Annotated in this window: 16 protein-coding genes; 11 read left to right on the forward strand and 5 right to left on the reverse strand. The window is 67.8% G+C overall.

Features of this window, described 5'->3' with window-relative positions; all coding sequences use genetic code 11:
* Position 1 precedes the first annotated feature (1 nt).
* From AB4Z01_RS24430 to AB4Z01_RS24445, 4 genes are all read left to right on the forward strand, one after another.
* Positions 2-1,183, forward strand: coding sequence for an amino acid ABC transporter permease (locus AB4Z01_RS24430; RefSeq protein WP_441698424.1), 1,182 nt, complete (start codon positions 2-4; stop codon positions 1,181-1,183).
* A gap of 13 nt (positions 1,184-1,196) precedes the next feature.
* On the forward strand, positions 1,197-1,967 hold the full coding sequence (locus AB4Z01_RS24435) for an amino acid ABC transporter ATP-binding protein (RefSeq protein ID WP_429230062.1): 771 nt from the start codon (positions 1,197-1,199) through the stop codon (positions 1,965-1,967).
* Between the two features lie 519 nt (positions 1,968-2,486).
* Positions 2,487-3,656 (forward strand): porin, encoded by a 1,170-nt coding sequence (locus AB4Z01_RS24440; RefSeq protein ID WP_441698426.1) that lies wholly within the window; start codon positions 2,487-2,489, stop codon positions 3,654-3,656.
* A gap of 441 nt (positions 3,657-4,097) precedes the next feature.
* Positions 4,098-5,270: a porin gene (locus tag AB4Z01_RS24445; protein ID WP_441698428.1), complete on the forward strand. Its 1,173-nt coding sequence runs from the start codon at positions 4,098-4,100 to the stop codon at positions 5,268-5,270.
* A gap of 138 nt (positions 5,271-5,408) precedes the next feature.
* Here AB4Z01_RS24445 and AB4Z01_RS24450 read toward each other — a convergent pair whose 3' ends face one another.
* The 5 genes from AB4Z01_RS24450 to AB4Z01_RS24470 are packed head-to-tail and all read right to left on the reverse strand — an operon-like array spanning position 5,409 to position 9,267.
* Entirely contained in the window at positions 5,409-5,984 is a 576-nt protein-coding gene (locus AB4Z01_RS24450) for a GNAT family N-acetyltransferase (protein WP_441698429.1), read from the reverse strand.
* Positions 5,981-6,844: a sulfurtransferase gene (locus AB4Z01_RS24455; RefSeq protein ID WP_441698431.1), complete on the reverse strand. Its 864-nt coding sequence runs from the start codon at positions 6,842-6,844 to the stop codon at positions 5,981-5,983. Before AB4Z01_RS24455 ends, AB4Z01_RS24450 begins: the two co-directional genes overlap by 4 nt.
* Entirely contained in the window at positions 6,841-7,566 is a 726-nt protein-coding gene (locus tag AB4Z01_RS24460) for an alanyl-tRNA editing protein (RefSeq protein WP_441698433.1), read from the reverse strand. The genes AB4Z01_RS24455 and AB4Z01_RS24460 overlap by 4 nt, the downstream gene beginning before the upstream one ends.
* Positions 7,563-8,591, reverse strand: a complete 1,029-nt coding sequence (locus tag AB4Z01_RS24465; protein ID WP_441698435.1) for a cysteine synthase A — start codon at positions 8,589-8,591, stop codon at positions 7,563-7,565. The genes AB4Z01_RS24460 and AB4Z01_RS24465 overlap by 4 nt, the downstream gene beginning before the upstream one ends.
* Positions 8,592-8,631: 40 nt before the next feature.
* Positions 8,632-9,267: an NUDIX domain-containing protein gene (locus AB4Z01_RS24470; protein WP_441698437.1), complete on the reverse strand. Its 636-nt coding sequence runs from the start codon at positions 9,265-9,267 to the stop codon at positions 8,632-8,634.
* 292 nt (positions 9,268-9,559) lie between these two features.
* Here AB4Z01_RS24470 and AB4Z01_RS24475 point away from each other — a divergent pair, with 292 nt between their 5' ends.
* From AB4Z01_RS24475 to AB4Z01_RS24505, 7 genes are all read left to right on the forward strand, one after another.
* The gene (locus AB4Z01_RS24475; RefSeq protein ID WP_441698439.1) at positions 9,560-11,227 is read left to right on the forward strand and encodes an ABC transporter substrate-binding protein; all 1,668 of its coding nucleotides are present in this window, start codon (positions 9,560-9,562) and stop codon (positions 11,225-11,227) included.
* A gap of 123 nt (positions 11,228-11,350) precedes the next feature.
* Entirely contained in the window at positions 11,351-12,283 is a 933-nt protein-coding gene (locus AB4Z01_RS24480; protein WP_441698441.1) for an ABC transporter permease, read from the forward strand.
* A gap of 9 nt (positions 12,284-12,292) precedes the next feature.
* A complete protein-coding gene (locus AB4Z01_RS24485) occupies positions 12,293-13,183 on the forward strand; it encodes an ABC transporter permease (RefSeq protein ID WP_441698443.1) in 891 nt (296 codons plus the stop codon).
* Positions 13,184-13,187: 4 nt separating this feature from the next.
* A complete protein-coding gene (locus tag AB4Z01_RS24490; RefSeq protein ID WP_441698445.1) occupies positions 13,188-15,293 on the forward strand; it encodes a dipeptide ABC transporter ATP-binding protein in 2,106 nt (701 codons plus the stop codon).
* A gap of 170 nt (positions 15,294-15,463) precedes the next feature.
* Entirely contained in the window at positions 15,464-15,907 is a 444-nt protein-coding gene (locus AB4Z01_RS24495) for a helix-turn-helix domain-containing protein (protein WP_441698450.1), read from the forward strand.
* Positions 15,908-15,995: 88 nt separating this feature from the next.
* Positions 15,996-17,117, forward strand: coding sequence for a DegT/DnrJ/EryC1/StrS family aminotransferase (locus AB4Z01_RS24500; RefSeq protein ID WP_441698447.1), 1,122 nt, complete (start codon positions 15,996-15,998; stop codon positions 17,115-17,117).
* Between the two features lie 520 nt (positions 17,118-17,637).
* A partial coding sequence (locus AB4Z01_RS24505; RefSeq protein WP_441698448.1) for a hypothetical protein occupies positions 17,638-18,310 on the forward strand: 673 nt, incomplete at its 3' end.

The raw sequence follows: 18,310 nt of genomic DNA on the forward strand, positions 1-18,310 counted from the left end.
CATGGCCAGCATCACCCGAGCCTTGACCGAGCCTTTCGTCGCCACCCAGGAGATCCCGGCGGCACCGCCGCCGGGCTCGACCACCGGTCCGATCGCCTGGGTCCGGCAGAACCTGTTCAACTCCTGGTTCAACTCCATCCTGACGCTGCTGATCGCCTATCTGGCGATCCGGCTGATCCCGCCCTTCGTCCAATGGGCCCTGATCGACCCGGTCTGGGGCCCGGCGACGCCGGACCAGACGCCGGCCGACGTGGTGGCGGCCTGCCGCGCCGCAACCGGCGCCTGCTGGGCCTTCGTCGAGGAGAAGTACCGGCTGATCTTCTTCGGCCTCTACCCCTATGGCGAGGAATGGCGGCCGATCGTCGCCATGGCGCTGCTGATCGGTCTCGCCGTTGCCAGCACCATGCGCCGTTTCTGGGGCAAGCGCCTGATCGTCGCCTGGGTGGTGGTCGTCATCGCCGCCATCAGCCTGATGTACGGCGCCGTGCCGCTCGGCTTCTTCGACGTCCCGATTCCCGGGCTGTCGCTGGTCGAGACCGGAAAGTGGGGCGGCCTGCCGCTGACGCTGGGCCTGTCGATGATCGGCATGGCGCTGGCCTTCCCGCTCTCCGTCCTGCTGGCGCTGGGCCGCCGGTCGCACATGCCGGCGATCCGGACCCTGTGCGTATCCTATATCGAGCTGGTGCGCGGTGTGCCGCTGATCACCGTGCTGTTCATGGCGTCGGTGATGTTCCCGCTGTTCCTGCCGGAGGGCTGGAACTTCAACTACCTGCTGCGGGCCCAGGTCGCGATCATCCTGTTCACCGCCGCCTATCTCGCCGAGGTGATCCGCGGCGGCCTGCAGGCAATTCCAAAGGGCCAGTTCGAGGCGGCTGACAGCCTCGGCCTCAGCTACGGGCAGAAGCAGCGGATGATCATCCTGCCGCAGGCGCTCCGGATCTCGATCCCGGCGCTGGTCAACACCTTCATCGGCGCCTTCATGGACACCACGCTGGTGATCATGGTCGGCCTGTTCGACCTGCTGGGCGCCGCCCGCCTCGGTCTGTCCGATCCGATCTGGGGACCGTTCTACAAGGAAGCCTATCTGTTCGTGGCGCTGCTGTTCTTCGTCTTCTGCTTCGCGATGTCGCGATACTCGCAGCGTCTGGAAACCTATCTGAGCCGGGGCACGCGCCGCCGCTGACGGAGAGATGAAAATGGCTGTGAATCCACAAGCGACCGCCGCCGCGCCGGAAATCCTGATCCAGATGTCCGGGGTCAACAAATGGTATGGCGAGTTCCATGTCCTCAGGGACATCAACTTCGCCGTCGAGAAGGGCGAGAAGGTGGTGATCTGCGGGCCCTCGGGCTCCGGCAAGTCGACCCTGATCCGCTGCCTGAACCGGCTTGAGGAGCACCAGAAGGGCTCGATCGTCGTCGACGGCATCGAGCTGACCAACGACGTCAAGAACATCGACGCCATCCGCCGCGAGGTCGGCATGGTGTTCCAGCAGTTCAACCTGTTCCCGCATCTGACGGTGCTGGAGAACCTGACCCTCGCCCCGATCTGGGTCCGCAAGACCCCGAAGAAGGAGGCCGAGGAGACGGCGATGTACTTCCTCAAGCGGGTCAAGATCCCCGAGCAGGCGCAGAAGTACCCGGGCCAGCTCTCCGGCGGCCAGCAGCAGCGTGTGGCGATCGCCCGCTCGCTGTGCATGAAGCCGAAGATCCTGCTGTTCGACGAGCCGACCTCGGCGCTCGACCCCGAGATGATCAAGGAAGTGCTCGACGTCATGATCGAGCTGGCCCGCGAAGGCATCACCATGATCTGCGTCACCCATGAGATGGGCTTCGCCCGCACCGTGGCGAACCGGGTGATCTTCATGGACCGCGGCCAGATCGTGGAGCAGAACGAGCCCGAGGAGTTCTTCAAGAACCCGAAGTCGGAGCGGACCAAGCTGTTCCTGAGCCAGATCCTGGCGCATTGACGGGGAGGGCGCCGCCGTCGGGCGGCGCCCCGTTTCATAACAAGGCCGGTGAGGCGCTGCCCGCCGGCCGTTTTCATGCCCAATAGCCGCCGATCGCCGTCTTTGAGCAGCCTGGGCTCGATCGCGATCCGCTGAGCGGCGGTACCGTCAATCCTATCCCGGAGCGGATGCCGACAGCCGAGTGTGGCTGTTCGGCCACAGCTCGTTGCGATTTCGTCTTACATACATTCTAGGATGTATAATGCGATTGCCGCGTCTGCGAGGCCGGGACTATGGTCGCCGAAGTCTCAGGGCACCGATCCGGCCGGCCGCCAAAGCCGATCGGACTGTGCCTTCGAAGACACAGATCGGCGCCGTTTCGGGGGACTCGCTTTCGACACGGCCGCCATCGCCCGACCGGCAGCGTCGGGTTCTGCCTGCAAGCCCCGATGGGCAGCCAAGACGGGGCAGGCAAGCAGGTGGGCCGAGATGCGTCTTGAGCGAATCGCCCTGCATCGGTGTGGGGCATAGGAGGGAAGAATGAAGAAGGTACTGCTGGGTGGCACGGCGCTGGTCGCCGCCGCCCTGATCGGCGCGATGCCGGCATCGGCGGAAGACGCCAATGTGACGTCCGGTCTTCAGCTGAAGATCAGCGGCTTCGTCGGGTCCCAGGCGACCCTGTCGCTGGGCGACACCCAGAACGATGAGTTCGACCGCGACTACGACTTCCAGACCAACGCCCGGATGATCTTCGACGTCAAGAACGTCACCGATTCCGGCCTGGAGTACGGCGGCCGCATCCGCTTCAGCTCGGTCAACCGCCGCGACGACGTCGACGTCGACCGCACCTACGTCTATGTGAAGGGCGCCTTCGGTCAGGTGACCTTCGGTAACGCGCCGACGACGGCCGACGACTTCGGCTATGTCTATGCGCATGACCAGCTGAACGGCGACATGGGCCTGGGCGCCGGCTTCGGCGACCTGCTCGACGGCAACTTCTTCCTCGGCGGCGGCGACTTCTTCTCGATCGATGCGACTTATCTCGCCGGCGTGAGCAACGCCGACACCCGCATCAAGTACACCTCGCCGACCTTCGACGGCTTCAGCTTCGGCGTCGACTTCACCCCGGTGATCGGTGGTCCGGACCATGCCGGTAACGGCGGCCGCAACGACCTGTTCAACGACGACGAGACCGTCTACGAGAACGTCGTCAGTGCCGGCGTCAACTACGAGCAGACCTTCGACTCCGTGTCGGTCCGCGTCGCCGCATCGGCCATCACCGGCAATGGCACTCGGACTTCGTTCTCCGGAGCCAACCCGGACGGCCACGACCTCGAGGTCTACACCCTCGGCGGCCAGGTCGGTTCCGGCGGCATCACCGCCAGCGTGAACTGGACGCATAACGAGCAGACCGCGAAGGCCGACAAGCCGGTCGACACCATCATCGGCGACCTCAGCTACCAGTTCGGTCCGTTCCTGGCGTCGGCGTCCTACGCCTACACCTGGGCCGACAAGGGCAACGGCCTGAACTCGTCCTATGGCAGCGGCGAGGACCTCAAGGACAACCACATGGCCGGTGTCAACCTGACCTACACTCTGGCCCCGGGCCTCAACACCTATGCTGAGGTGCTCTACGAGAAGCAGAACTTCCGTGCGGGTTCCGAGTGGGAGTCCGCCAGCCTCGGCACCGGTATCGTCCTCGGGTTCTAACAACCCCGGACGAGCCCGGACCGAAAGGTTGGCTCGAGAAGACCGGGCGTGACGGACCACTCCTAACGGTCTCTGTCTCGTCCCCTCGAAGGCTGAAACGTCACGTCCGGTCGAAGGAGGATGCGCGGCTCTGCAGGCCGCGCATCCTTTTTTGTTTGTTGGCAGTGTTCGATCGGGATTGCCCTTCTCATGCATTATTTACATACATTCACGAATGTATATAGATGTTGCCCGAAGCTTACGGCAAGATTACCGTCCGGATGTCTCTCGAACCGGTTGAGTTTCCACGCCCGAGCTTGCGTGACGGAGCGGAACTCGCCGTAGGAGACTCCGTTTCTATGTTCCTTGGTGCAGTCTCTCACGGCCCCCGGCGGGCCTGGCTCCGGCAATGAGGGCGATCCGGATGCGGGCGGTCGCGACGGTGGGGCGGGAGGAGGGGAAGTGAAGCAGGTTCTTCTCGGTGGGGCGGCGCTGGCCGCCATGGGGCTGGTCGGCGCGACGCCGGCTGCGGCGGCCGACACGAATGTCACCTCCGGTCTTCAGTTGAAGATCAGCGGCTTCATCGGCTTCCAGTCGACCCTGGTGCTCAGCGACAGCCAGCACGGCAGCCTCGACCGCGACTACGACTTCCAGTCCAACGCGCGGGTGATCTTCGACGTCAAGAACGTCACCGATTCCGGCCTGGAATACGGCGGCCGCATCCGCTTCGATTCGGTCAACCGCCGCGACGACGTCAACGTCACGCGCATCTACACCTATTTGAAGGGCGCCTTCGGCACCCTGACCCTCGGTGACGCGCCGACGGTCGCCGACGACATCGGCTATGTCTATGTCCATGACGACCTGGTCGGCGACATGGGCGCCGGCGCCATGGATTTCGGCGAGTTGCTGGACGGTGACTTTCCCCTGGGCGGCGGCAACTTCTATTCGATCAACGCCACCTATCTCGCCGGGCTGACCAATCAGGACACCCGGATCAAATACACCTCGCCGATGTTCGGCGGTTTCAGCTTCGCCGTCGACTTCACGCCGGTGGTCGGCGGCGCCGACCATGCCGGCAATGGCGGCCGCAACGACCTGTTCGACGATGACGAGACCTATTACGAGAACGTCGTCACCGGCGGCGTCAACTACAAGCAGACATTCGGCGACTGGTCGGTGCGGGCGGCGGGCACGGCGGCCTATGGCCACGGCACCCAGACCTCGGCCTCCGGTGCCAACCCGCACGGCAACGACCTCGAGGTCTACACGCTGGGCGGCCAAGTCGGGTACCAGGACTTTCATGCCAGCGTGAACTGGGTTCACAATGAGAGCATCGCCGTCGCCGACAAGCCGGTCGACACCGTCATCGGCGACATCAGCTATCAGATGGGGCCGTTCCTGGCGTCGCTGTCCTACGCCTATACCTGGTCCGACAAGGGCAACGGCCTGGACTCGCAATACACCAGCGGCACCGACCTCCAGGACAACCATATCGCCGGCGCCAACGTCACCTACACGCTGGCTCCCGGCCTCAACACCTATGCCGAGGTGATCTACGAGAAGCAGAACTTCCGCGCGGGCCAGGATTTCGAGAACGCCAATCTGATCACCGGCGTCATTCTTGGCTTCTGAGCCGACCGGATAGTTTGAGAGCCTTACCTTCCATCAAAATTGTCATGCCCGGGCTTGACCCGGGCATCCAGAGACTGTCGACATCTTCTGGATTGCCGGGTCAAGCCCGGCAATGACAGTAAAGGGTTGGCTCAAACCTTAGGTCGCCAAGGGGATGTGCGGCGCGGCCGTCCGCGGCAGCAGACCGGTGAGGCGCGGGTCGGGCTTGTGCACCGTCCGCTGCGCAAAGGGCACGAAGCCGGCGCGCTGGTAGTGGGCCAGGGCCTTCGGATGGTCGAGGGTGCAGGTGTCGACCGTCATCCGCCGGATCGGCCGCGCCCAGGCGAGGTCGATCAGCGACCACAGCAGGAACGGTCCCAGCCGACGGCCGATGAATTCCGGGATCAGCCCGAAATAGGCCAGGTCGGTGGCGTCGCCTTCGGCCTGGAACAGCTCGCCGAAGCCGGCCGGCGTGCCGTCGAGATACAGCACATAGACGCCGGTGCGCTCGTCGTTCAGCCGCTCGGCCAGCCGGTCATCATCCCATTCCCGCCGGTCGGTCCACAGCCAGTTGGCGCCGACCGTGTCGTAGAGATAGCGATAGAAGGACACGGTCGCCGGCTCGGCCCGCATCAAGAGGTGCCGGGCCAGGGGCGGAGGCGGCGGATTGCGCAGCGGCTTGGCCGTCATCTCCAGCTGGGTGACGGTGACCGTCAGCTCCGGCACGGCGCTCATGGCCGCGTCCGCGCCGGGCCGGTCTCGACCGGCGTGTCCCCCGGCATGCCCCATTCGGCCCAGGATCCGTCATAGACCGCCGCATCCTCGCGCCCGATTCGGTGCAGGCCGAGCGCCAGGACGCAGGCGGTGATGCCGCTGCCGCAGCTCGCCGTCACCGGACCGCTCTCCGGCAGGCCGGCGGCGGCGAAGCGCGCGGCGATGTCTTCCGGCGGCAGCAGGGTCTTGGTCGCCGGGTCCAAGATCTCGCCGAAGGGCAGGTTCAGCGCGCCCGGGATATGGCCGCCGCGCAGGCCGGGCCGCGGCTCCGGTGCCGAGCCCTCGAAGCGCTCGCGCGCCCGGGCGTCGATCACCGTGCCGACCCGGCCGGCCAGCACCTCGGCCTTGCCGCGCACCAGCGCCGGCCGCGGATGCGGGGTGAAGCGCGCCGGGGCGGGAGCCTTCGGCATGCCGGTCTCCAGCCGCCGGCCCTCGGCCTTCCAGGCCGGCAGCCCGCCATCCAGCACCGCCACGCCATCATGGCCGAAGGCGCGCAACATCCACCAGGCGCGGGCCGCGCTCATCAACCCATGCACGTCGTAGCAGACGACGAAGCTGTCATTGCCGATGCCCAGAGCCGCCATCCGCTCGGCGAACAGCCCGGGCGGCGGCAGCATGTGCGGCAGCCCGCCCGGCGCCTTGCTCTCCGGCGCCGCGATGTCGTCGACATCGAAGAAGACGGCGCCGGGGATGCGCTCCTCGGCGAACTCCGCCGCGGCGTCGCGGTTGGTGCCTGGCAGGTGATAGGTGGCGTCGACGATGCGGACATCCGGATCGTCGAGATGGTCGGCCAGCCAGGTGGTCGAGACGATGGTGTTCATGCTTCGCCTGCGAAGGTGAGGACGACCCGGCGGTTCTGCTTGCCCTTGTTCTCGATCTTGGCGATCGCCAGCGGGCCGATCTCCGCGGTGTTGCGGACATGGGTGCCGCCGCAGGGCTGCAGGTCGATCGGCGCGGCGGCGTCGCCGATCCGCACCAGCCGGACGCGGCCGAAGCCGCTCGGCGGCTTGACCGACATGGTCCGCACCAGCTCCGGCCGCGCCGCCATCTCCTCATCGGTGATCCACTCGGTCCCGATCGGCAGGGCGGCCGCGACCAGCTCGTTCAGCCGGGCGGTGATCGCCGCGGCGTCCAGCGCGTCGCCCGGCAGGTTGAAGTCCAGCCGGCTGCGCTCGGCGCCGATCTGGCCGCCGGTGACGTCGCCGGGCACGGCGACGCACAGCAGGTGCAGCGCGGTGTGCATCCGCATGTGGCGATAACGCCGCTCCCAGTCCAGCGCCAACTCGACCGGCATGCCGGGGGCGGGCAGGGCGGCACCCTCGGCCGCGACGTGACGGACCTCGTCCGGAGTCGCGCCCTTGCGGGCTTCGGCCACCATCGCCTCGCCGCCGGCCCAGCGGATCGTGCCGCTGTCGCCCGGCTGGCCGCCGGCGGTGGCGTAGAACACGGTCCGGTCCAGGACGATGCCGTCCGGCGCCGCGGCAACCACGGTGGCCGTCGTCTCGCGGGCATAGGCGTCGTCGCGGAACAGCAATTCGGTCATGCGCTGGTCTCCAGCCAGTCGGGTTCCGGCAATCCCTTCTCGCGCAGGAAGTCCGGATTGTAGAGCTTGGACTGATAGCGGCTGCCGTGATCGGCCAGGATGGTGACGATGGTGTGGCCCGGCCCCATCCGCCGCGCCATCTTCACCGCGCCGGCCAGGTTGATGCCGGTCGACCCGCCCAGCAGTAGGCCTTCATCCCGGGCCAGGCCGAACAGGATCTTCAACGCCTCCTCGTCGGTCGCCTGCTGCGCCCAGTCGAGCGGCATGCCTTCCAGGTTCTTCGTCACCCGGCCCTGGCCGATGCCCTCGGTGATCGAGCTGCCCTCGGCCTTCAGCTCGCCATGCTCATACCAGTTGTACAGCGCCGCCCCCAGCGGGTCGGTCAGGGCGATCTGCACCTTCGGATCGCGCTCCTTCAGCGCCAGGGCGACGCCGGCCAGCGTGCCGCCGGTGCCGACGGCGCAGGTAAAGCCGTCGACCTTGCCGCCGGTCTGCTGCCAGATCTCCGGCCCGGTGGTCTGGTAATGGCCGTCGCGGTTGGCGACGTTGTCGAACTGGTTGGCCCAGATCGCGCCGTTCGGCTCGGTCTGCGCCAGCTCGGCGGCCAAGCGCCCGGAGTAGTGGACGTAGTTGTTCGGGTCCTTGTAGGGGACGGCGTCGACCTCGACCAACCGGGCGCCGGCCAGGCGGATCGCGTCCTTCTTCTCCTGGCTCTGGGTCCGCGGCAGCACGATGACGCTGCGATAGCCCAGCGCCCGGCCGACCAACGCCAGCCCGATGCCGGTGTTGCCGGCCGTGCCCTCGACGATGGTGCCRCCCGGCTTCAGCGTGCCGCGTGCCTCGGCATCGCGGATGATCGCCAGCGCCGCCCGGTCCTTGACCGAGCCGCCGGGGTTCAGGAACTCCGCCTTGCCCAGGATCTCGCAGCCCGTCTCCTCCGACAGGCGGGCGAGGCGGATCAGCGGCGTGTTGCCGATGGCGCCGACGAAGCCGTCGACGATCTGGCGGGAAGGCGTGTCGCTCATGCTCAGTCCCAATTCTCGGCTCGGGGCATCCTCGGAGACCTTAGAGGGCGCTATCCGCGGCTTCAAGCGGCGCCCAGCGCCGCCGCAGCGCGTCCCGGTTGAGCGCGAACCATTGCAGCGCGATCAGGGTGATGGCGTTCTGGATCCGGCCCTCGGCCAGCAGCGCCAGGGCATCATCCGCCGCCATCGGCAGGATGCGGATGTCCTCCTGCTCGGTCGCCAGCCCGTGCAGGCTGCCTTCGGCCGGGGCCACGACCCGGCCGCAGAACAGGCTGACCCATTCGTTGAAGCCGCCGGGGCTGGTGGCGAACTCGCCGACCGGCAGCAGCTCGGTCACCGCCAGGCCGGTTTCCTCCTGCGTCTCGCGGGCGGCGGAATGCTCCGGCGACTCGCCGGCATCGATCAGCCCGGCCGGGATCTCGACCATCCAGCCCGGCCGGTCGGCGATCCAGGCGCCCAGCCGGAACTGCTCCAGCAGCACCACCCGGTCGGCGACCGGGTCGTAGGGCAGGAGGGCGACGGCGGGGCGGCGCAACACCAGCTCGCGCGCCAGCGGCTCGGTCCAGCCGCCATCGAAGCGGCGGTGGCGCAGCTGCAGCCGGTCCAGCCGGAAGAAGCCGGCATACTCCGTCCGCCGCTCGATCAACTCGACATCGGCGTCATTGTCGAAGGCCACTCTCATACACTCCATGCGGGCTCGGCCGACGATAGCGGCGCCGTCGCGCCGACGCCACGACGCTCCGCGCCGCAGGAGCGGGATAAAGGTTTGACGCCGCGGCGGAACGGTCGCGATACTTCCGGTCGGGCCCGGTTGGCTGCGATGTCGCGGACGAACGCTTCGCCGTCGCCAGGGGAAACAACGGGATCGCCCATGGGCCGTCTAATGGCCTTTGCGGGCCGAGGCTTCAGAAACGCAAGAAAGCGTCGCCCCACAGGGTGGTTCCAAGCGTCTCGACAGGGAGAGCCTGATGGATATCAAGGATCTGGGTAAGGTTCACGTCGCGATTCCGAAGCTGGCGGAGGATCTGCGCGACGGGCGGCTCGACCGGCGCGAATTCCTGCGCACCTCGGTGCTGCTCGGCCTGGCGATCCCGACCGCCTATTCCGTGGCTTCGGTGCTGACCGGCGAGCCGATCATGCCGCAGGCTCTGGCGCAGGAGACGCCGCGCAAGGGCGGCACGCTGCGGGTCGGCATCTTCGTCATGGATGCCAGCGACCCGGCGATCTACGACTGGTCGGAGAAGGGCAATTCCGCGCGGCAGCTGATCGAGCCGCTGGTGCGGGTCGGCACCGACAACCTGTCGCATCCCCATCTCGCCGAGAAGTGGACGGCGAATGACGATGTCACGGTCTGGACGCTGTCGCTCCGCCAGGGCGTCAAGTGGAGCAACGGCGACGCGTTCAACGCCGACGACGTGATCAAGACCTTCGAGCGCTGGCTCGACAGCAAGACCGGTTCCTCCAACCAGGGCCGCTTCAGCGGCCTGACGGTGAAGGAGGGCGACGTCGTGAAGATGGCGCCGAACGCGCTGGAGCGGGTGGACGACCACACGGTGCGCTTCCACTTCGCCAGCGCCATGCTCTCCTTCCCGGAGAGCCTGGGCGACTATCCGGCGCTGATCACCCATCGCGACTTCGCCACCAAGCACGAAGCCAACCTGATCAAGAACCCGATCGGCACCGGCCCCTTCAACCTGAAGGAATACACGGTCGGCCAGCGCGCGATATACACCAAGAAGGCCGATTACTGGGGCGGCGAGCCCTATGTCGACGAGCTGCAGTTCATCGATCTCGGCGCCGATCCGGCGGCGGAGCTGGCGGCCCTGTCCTCCGGCCAGGTCGATCTCCTGTACAAGCTCGACCCCAACCTGCTGCCCGGCTACCAGGCCAACCCGCAGTTCAAGATCTACGACAAGGAGACGGCGATCGTCGGCGTCGCCCGCATGCGGGTGACCGAGAAGCCGTTCGACGACAAGCGGGTGCGCCAGGCGATCCAGGCCTGCGTCGACCACGACAAGCTGACGCAGCTGGCCTATCAGGGGCTGGGCACGCCGGGCGAGGACTTCCACGTCGCGCCGATCCATCCCGAATACACCAAGCTCGGCGCGCTGCCGCAGGACTACGACAAGGCCAAGAAGCTGCTGGCCGACGCCGGCCATCCGAACGGCCTCGACATCGAGATCAACTGCGTCGACGACCCGAAATGGGAAGGCCAGATCGGCGTGGTGCTGTCCGAGATGGTGAAGCCGGCCGGCATCAACCTGAAGGTCAACATCCTGCCCGGCGGCACCTATTGGGACCGCTGGACCTCCTGGCCGTTCAGCGTGACGCAGTGGACCACCCGCCCGCTCGGCGTCCAGGTCCTCAGCCTGGCCTACCGTACCGGCGTGTCCTGGAACGAGACCGGCTACGCCAACGCCGAATTCGACAAGCTGCTCGACCAGGCCCAGGCCACGGTCGACGTGGCGAAGCGCAAGGAGCTGGTGAAGAAGCTCGAGCAGATCGTCCAGGAGGACGCCATCACCATCATCCCGTTCTGGTCGAAGATCTACACCGCCAGCACCGACAAGGTGCAGGGCTTCGCCTACCACTTCGCCCGCGAGATGTATTTCGAGAAGGTGTGGCTGTCGGCGTGACGGGCCTCATCCAAGGCATGCGCATGAGCCGAAGCCCCATGGCTTCTCCGTTGCCTCTCCCGCCTGGCGGGAGAGGCAACCCGTGAATGCTGCGCTGTTCGCCAAGCATAGGGAGATCCGACCATGCTGATCTTCCTCGCCAAACGCGCCCTTTTCATGATCCTGACCATGCTGGCGGTGTCGCTGCTGGTCTTCCTCCTGCTGGAGGTCAACGGGTCGGCCGTGGCGGTGAAGGTCCTCGGCCCCTACAGCTCGCAGGAGCAGCGGCAGCTGTGGCTCGAGGCGCATGGCTATTTCGCGCCCTGGTACGAACGCTATCTCGGCTGGCTCGGCCGCATGGCCAGCGGCGACTTCGGCACCTCGCTGCGCTTCAAGACCCCGGTCGCCGACGTGCTCTGGCCGCGGCTGGAGAACACCGCGATCCTGGCCGGCTGCGTCTTCCTGATCATGGTGCCGGTCTCGGTCGTGCTCGGCGTCCTCGCCGGCATGCGCGAAGGCTCGGCCACCGACCGCTCGATCTCGGTGCTGTCGATCGTCACCACCTCGATCCCGGAATTCGCCTCGGCGACCTTCCTGTCCTTCCTGTTCGTGCTGGTGCTGAAATGGCTGCCGGGGACCAGCGGCATGAGCCAGGGCTTCGACGTGCTGCAACTGGTCATGCCGGTCGCGGTGCTGGTGCTGTATGATTTCGGCTATGTCACCCGGATGATGCGCGCCTCGATGGCCGAGGTGATGCAGAGCCCCTACATCCGCACCGCGGTGCTGAAGGGCATCCCGTACCGTCGGGTGATCATGCGCCACGCCCTGCGCAACGCCCTGATCGCGCCCTTCACCGTGATCGTGCTGCAGATCAACTGGCTGCTGTCCGGCGTGATCGTGGTCGAGGCCTTCTTCGGCTACAAGGGCTTCGGCGCCCTGCTGCTGGAAGCCTCGCTGAACCAGGACATCTACCTGATCCAGGCCTGCGCCATGGTCTCGGTCTTCGTCGCCGTGGCGACCCAGACCGTCGCCGATGTCGGCTACACCTACCTCAACCCGCGCATCCGCTTCACCTGAGGGGTCGGAATGGCCGAGATTTCGCTGCCGCCACCATCCTCGCTGGGCCGCAACCCGATCTTCCGCGCGCTGCGCTCGGTGCTGCTGCTGCGCGAAAGCTGGGTCGGCGTGATCGGCGTGCTGATCGTGCTGTTCTGGATCGCCGTGGCGCTGCTGGCGCCGGTGATCGCGCCGTTCCCGCCGAACCAGAACCTGCTGCCGTTCAAGCCGCCCGGCTTCACGGCGCCGGATGGCGGGGTGTTCTGGCTCGGCACCGACCAGCTCGGCCGCGACATCCTCAGCCGGGTGATCTGGGGCGCGCGCCGGGTGCTGATCTACGCGCCCCTGGCCACCGCCTGCGCCTATGCGCTCGGCGTCACCATGGGCCTCCTGGCCGGCTACAAGCGCGGCCTGTGGGACGATGTGCTCAGCCGGATCGGCGACATCATCCTGTCCTTCCCGATCCTGGTGCTCTACGTCGTCATCATCACCACCTTCGGCCCGTCCGGCATCAACATCGTGCTGGCGGTGACCTGCGCCAGCGCCCCCGGCATCATGCGCATCGTCCGCGGCCTGACCCTGGACCTGCGCAACCGCGACTATGTCGCCGCGGCCCAGACCCGGGGCGAATCCTCGCTCTACATCATGTTCGTCGAGATCCTGCCGAACGCCCGCGGGCCGCTGATCGTCGATGCCTGCCTGCGGCTCGGCTACACCATCATCACCATCGGCGTGCTCGGCTTCCTCGGCCTCGGCCTGCCGCCGCCGGACCCGGACTGGGGCGGCATGGTCAACGAGACCCGCGCCATGGCCGCCTTCGCCCCCTGGATGACGGTCTTTCCCTGCATCGCCATCTCCTCGCTCGTCCTCGGCCTGAACCTGCTGGCCGACGGGTTGCGCGAGATTTCCCTGAAGGATTGAGGCGATGACGGTCGAGCTGATCCCGCCGCGCGACACCACGACCCCGATCCTGGAGATCGACAAGCTGTCGATCTCCTACCTGACCCGCGCCGCCGAGATCCCGGCCGTGGTCGACTTCTCGCTCACCGTCCGCCCCGGCGAATGCGTCGGCCTGGTCGGCGAGAGCGGCTGCGGCAAGTCGACCGTGGCGATGGCGATCATGCGCTATCTCGGCCGCAACGGCCGCATCGCCGGCGGCACCATGAAGTTCCGCGGCCGCGACCTGATGGCGATGTCGGAGGAGGAGCTGCGGCGGGTCCGCGGCGCCGAGATCGCCATGGTCTATCAGGAGCCCATGGCGGCGTTGAACCCGGCGCTGCGGATCGGCGACCAGCTGGCCGAGGTGCCGCTGTGCCACGAGCCCGGCTGCACCCGCGAACAGGCGCTGACCCGGGCGCGCGACATGCTGGCCCGGGTCCGGCTCGGCGACCCCGACCGGGTGCTGCAGGCCTATCCGCACCAGATCTCGGGCGGCCAGCAGCAGCGCGTGGTGATCGCCATGGCGCTCCTGTCCAACCCGTCGCTGCTGCTGCTGGACGAGCCGACCACGGCGCTGGACGTCACGGTCGAGGCCGGCATCGTCGACCTGATCGCCGAGCTCGGCCGGACGCTCGGCACCGCCATGCTCTATATCAGCCACAATCTCGGGCTGATCCGCGAGACCTGCGACCGGGTCTGCGTCATGTATGCCGGCCAGGCGGTGGAGGAGGGGACGATCAGCCAGATCTTCGCCGCCCCGCGCCACCCCTACACCCAGGGCCTGTTCGGCTGCATCCCGACCCCGGGGCGGGACAAGACCAGCCGGCCGCTGGTGCCGATCCGCGGCCAGCTGCCACTGCCGCAGAACCGGCCGAAAGGCTGCTGGTTCGGGCCGCGCTGCGACCATTTCGAGGCCGGGCGCTGCGACGCCGGGCCGGTGCCGATGCTGCCGGCCAGCGAGACCCGGGGAGTGCGCTGCCTGCGCTGGGAGGAGATCGAGGCGAAGCCGCCGGTCCCGGCGCCGGTCGAGGTCCTGCCCGTCGTCGTCGCCGCCGCGAACGACCTGCCGGTGCTGCAGGTCACGGCGATGCGCAAGCACTACCCGATCTACGACAGCTCGATCGCCGCCCTGTTCGGCAGCGATCGCACCCGCTACGTCCGCGCCAATGAGGAGATCAGCTTCGAGGCCAAGGGCGGCCAGACCGTCGCCATCGTTGGCGAAAGCGGCTGCGGCAAGTCGACCTTCGCCCGGGTGCTGATGGGGCTGGAGACGGCGACCGACGGCAGCGTTTCCTTCCGCGGCACCGATATCGGCCGCAAGCCGGTGCAGCAGCGCGACGCCAAGCTATTGTCCTCGCTGCAAATGGTGTTCCAGAACCCGAACGACACGCTGAACCCCAGCATGAGCGTGGGCCAGCAGATCGGCCGGGTGATCCGCAAGTTCGGCGTCAAGAAGGGCCGGCGCAATGTCGAGGAGGAGGTGCTGCGCCTGCTCGACCTGGTCAAGCTGCCGCGCGCCTTCATCGACCGCAAGCCGCGCCAGCTCTCCGGCGGGCAGAAGCAGCGCGTCGGCATCGCCCGCGCCTTCGCCGGCGGGCCGGCCATGGTGGTGGCGGACGAGCCGGTCTCGGCCCTCGACGTCTCGGTCCAGGCCGCGGTCACCGGCCTGCTGGTCGACATCCAGCGCCGCTCCGGCACCACGCTCCTGTTCATCAGCCACGACCTCGGCGTGGTCCGCTACCTGGCCGACCGGGTGGTGGTGATGTATCTCGGCCAGATCATGGAGCAGGGGACGACCGACGCCGTCTTCCAGCCGCCCTATCACCCTTACACCGAGGCGCTGCTGGCCGCCGTGCCGGTCGCCGACCCGACGATCGAGAAGAAGCGCATCATCCTCGAAGGGCCGCTGCCCAGCCCGCTCGACCCGCCGCTGGGCTGCCCGTTCCACACCCGCTGCCCGCGCAAGCTGGGCGGCATCTGCGAGACCGAGGCGCCGCCGGAACGCGCCGGCATCGACGGCCATCTCATCCGCTGCCACATCCCGCTGGCGGACCTTGAGGCGGTGGAACCCGTGCTGGGGCGTGCGGGTTAAAGAAGCCTGGTGCAAATCGCCTTATGCGGGTATTGCGGCCGAGTTCTTCGCGGCATACTATAGTATGAGGCGGGCCGGGTTCGACACTGCGGCACATAGGGGGACCGCACCAGATCGGTCGTTCGCGATCGCATCGGTGCCGGGCCGTGCCCGCAGGAGGAACTATGAGTATGGCGACCCGCGGCTTGGACCGACAGCGCCGACGCAAGACCATCACCGAAGATGGCCCGGACCCGGTGGACATCCATGTCGGTACCCGACTGCGCCAGCGCCGCACCCTTCTGGGGATGAGCCAGGAGAAGCTGGCCGCGGCCTTCGGCGTGTCCTTTCAGCAGATTCAGAAATATGAGCGCGGCGCCAACCGCGTCAGCGCCAGCCGGCTGCACCAGCTGACGCGCATCCTCAACGTGCCGGTCGGCTATTTCTTCGAAGGCATGACCGAGGTTCCGCAGAACGGCTCCGCCCACCATCCGGCGCATGACAACGAGATGGTGGCGAGCCGCGAAACGCTGGAGCTGGTGCGCGCCTATTACCGGATCGAGGATGCGACGGTCCGCCGCCGCTTGGTCGACCTGCTGCGCTCGCTCGGGCCGGAGGCCGCCACCGAGCACTGAGGCAGGCCGACCGGACGGCGTTTCAGGCTGGCGTCTGGGCCGGGGCGGGGCTACATCAGCCCTGTTCCGATACAGCCGAGGCTTGCCCGTGTCGCTTCCCTTCGTCGACCTCAAGCAGCAATACGCCCGCCTGAAGCCCCTGATCGATGCCCGCATCCATGCGGTGCTCGACCATGGCCAGTACATCCTGGGGCCGGAGGTGGCGGAGCTGGAAGGCGAGCTGGCGCAGCGGGCCGGCGCCCGCCATTGCCTGACGGTGGCCAGCGGCACCGACGCGCTGATCATGCCGCTGATGGCCCGCGGCATCGGTCCCGGCGACGCCGTCTTCGTCCCGGCCCTCACCTTCACCGCGACGGCCGAGGCGATCCTGCTGCTCGGCGCCGCACCGGTCTTCGTCGATGTCGATCCCGCGACCTATCTGGTCGACCTGGCCGATCTCGAGCGCCGCATCGCCGCCACCAAGGCGGCGGGAAAGCTGGCGCCGAAGGCGGTGATCGCGGTCGATCTGTTCGGCCTGCCGGTCGATTATCCAAAGCTGCAGGCGCTGGCCGACGCGCACGGCCTGTTCGTGATCGACGACGCGGCGCAGAGCTTCGGCGGCGCCTTCCATGGCCGCCCGGTCGGGTCGTTGGCGCCGGTCACCGCCACCAGCTTCTACCCGGCCAAGCCGCTCGGCTGCTATGGCGACGGCGGCGCCATCTTCACCGATGACGACGAGCTGGCGGCGATCCTCAAATCGATCCGCGTCCATGGCGAGGGCACCAGCCGCTACGACACCGTCCGGGTCGGCCTCAACGCCCGTTTTGACACCATCCAGGCGGCCATCCTGCTGGCCAAGCTGCCGAGTTTTTCGGACGAGCTGGAAGCGCGCGACCGGCTGGCCCGGCACTACTCGGCCAGGCTGTCGAACCGGGTCCAGACGCCGGTGATGCCGGACGGGCTGACCTGCGCCTGGGCGCAGTACACCATCCGCGTGGCCGATCGCGACGCGGTGCGGGCCAAGCTGGGCGAGGCCGGGGTGCCGACCGCGATCTACTACCCGACGCCGATGCACCTGGCCGAGGCCTACCGCACCCATGGCGAGGGCGAGGGCTCGCTGCCGGTCAGCGAGGCGCTGAGCCGCGAGGTGCTGAGCCTGCCGATGCACCCCTTCCTGTCCGACACCGACGCCGACCGCGTCTGCGACGCGGTGATCGCGGCGGTCGGGTAGAACCTGAAAGCGCTGGTCCTCTCACTCGATACAGCTCCTGGAAAAGAACCGTCATGGCGAGCCCCGAAGGGGCGTGGCCATCCAGATTGTCGCCATGACGCGCGGCGGCTGAAAGACTGGATGGCCGCGCTTCGCTCGCCATGACGGTGAAGGGCCTGCTTTGCTCACACCAGGCCGACGCACGGACCTGACCCGTCCGGATTCGCCCGCCATCTCGAACTCGTCATGGCGAGCCCCGCAGGGGCGTGGCCATCCAGACTGTCGCCGTCACGCGCAGCGGCTGAAAGACTGGATGGCCACGCTTCGCTCGCCATGACGGTGTTGGAGGCGGATGACTGCCCTCCGGGAACGGATCGGGCTGCGGCCCCGCCGGTCCGGATTTGCCGTCCCGATCAAAATTCGTCATGGCGAGCCCCGCAGGGGCGTGGCCATCCAGCAGGCACGGCCCGACATTGCGATGACCATTCAACCAAGTGCGATTCTGCTGGCTTAATTGTTCCTATTTTGTTCTAATTGAGGAATGGTCGATGCCTCCTCACCCGAGACCCCCTCCGCTGCCTCGCCGTCCACGGACGAGCGGGAGGCCGAGCTGCTGTCCGGGCTGACGCAGCTCGCTCTGGAGATGGCCCGGACCTTCCAGGCTCGAGCACTCGCCGCCCTCGCGGCCGGCGATCTCGACCGCGCCGGCAAGGCCGAGGCCCGCTTCAGCACCCTCTTCCTCGCCATCCGCCGCGCCGTCGCGCTCACGCTGCGCCGGCGGCGGGAGGACGCCACCGCGTCACCGGGCGCGATCGAGGCTGACGCCGCGATGCTGTCCGAGCTGATGGCGCTCGCGGAGGCGCTGGCCCGCGGCTTTCACGCCCTGGCCCTCGCCGCCCTCGCGGCCGGCGATCTCGATCGCGCCGGGGAGGCCGAGACCCGCTTCAGCAGCCTGTTCCTCGGCATCCGCCGCGTCATCGCGCTCAAGGCCAGGCTGCGGCAGCAGCGGGAGCAGGCACGGCGCGAGGCCGAGATCCGGCGGAAGACCCGGCAGGACGAGAAGGACGATCGGCGCCAGGCCGCCGCCCAGGGCGTCGCCGCCGCCATCGCCGCGGTTTCCGACGCCGACGCCCAGGAGCGGCTGACCGCCGAGCTCCGGGAAAAGCTGACTGAGGATGAGCGCATCGACACCGACCTGGCCGACACCGCCTTGC

Origin of the sequence: Inquilinus sp. YAF38 (genome assembly GCF_052113205.1) — a bacterium.
Taxonomy (GTDB): Bacteria; Pseudomonadota; Alphaproteobacteria; order DSM-16000; family Inquilinaceae; genus Inquilinus.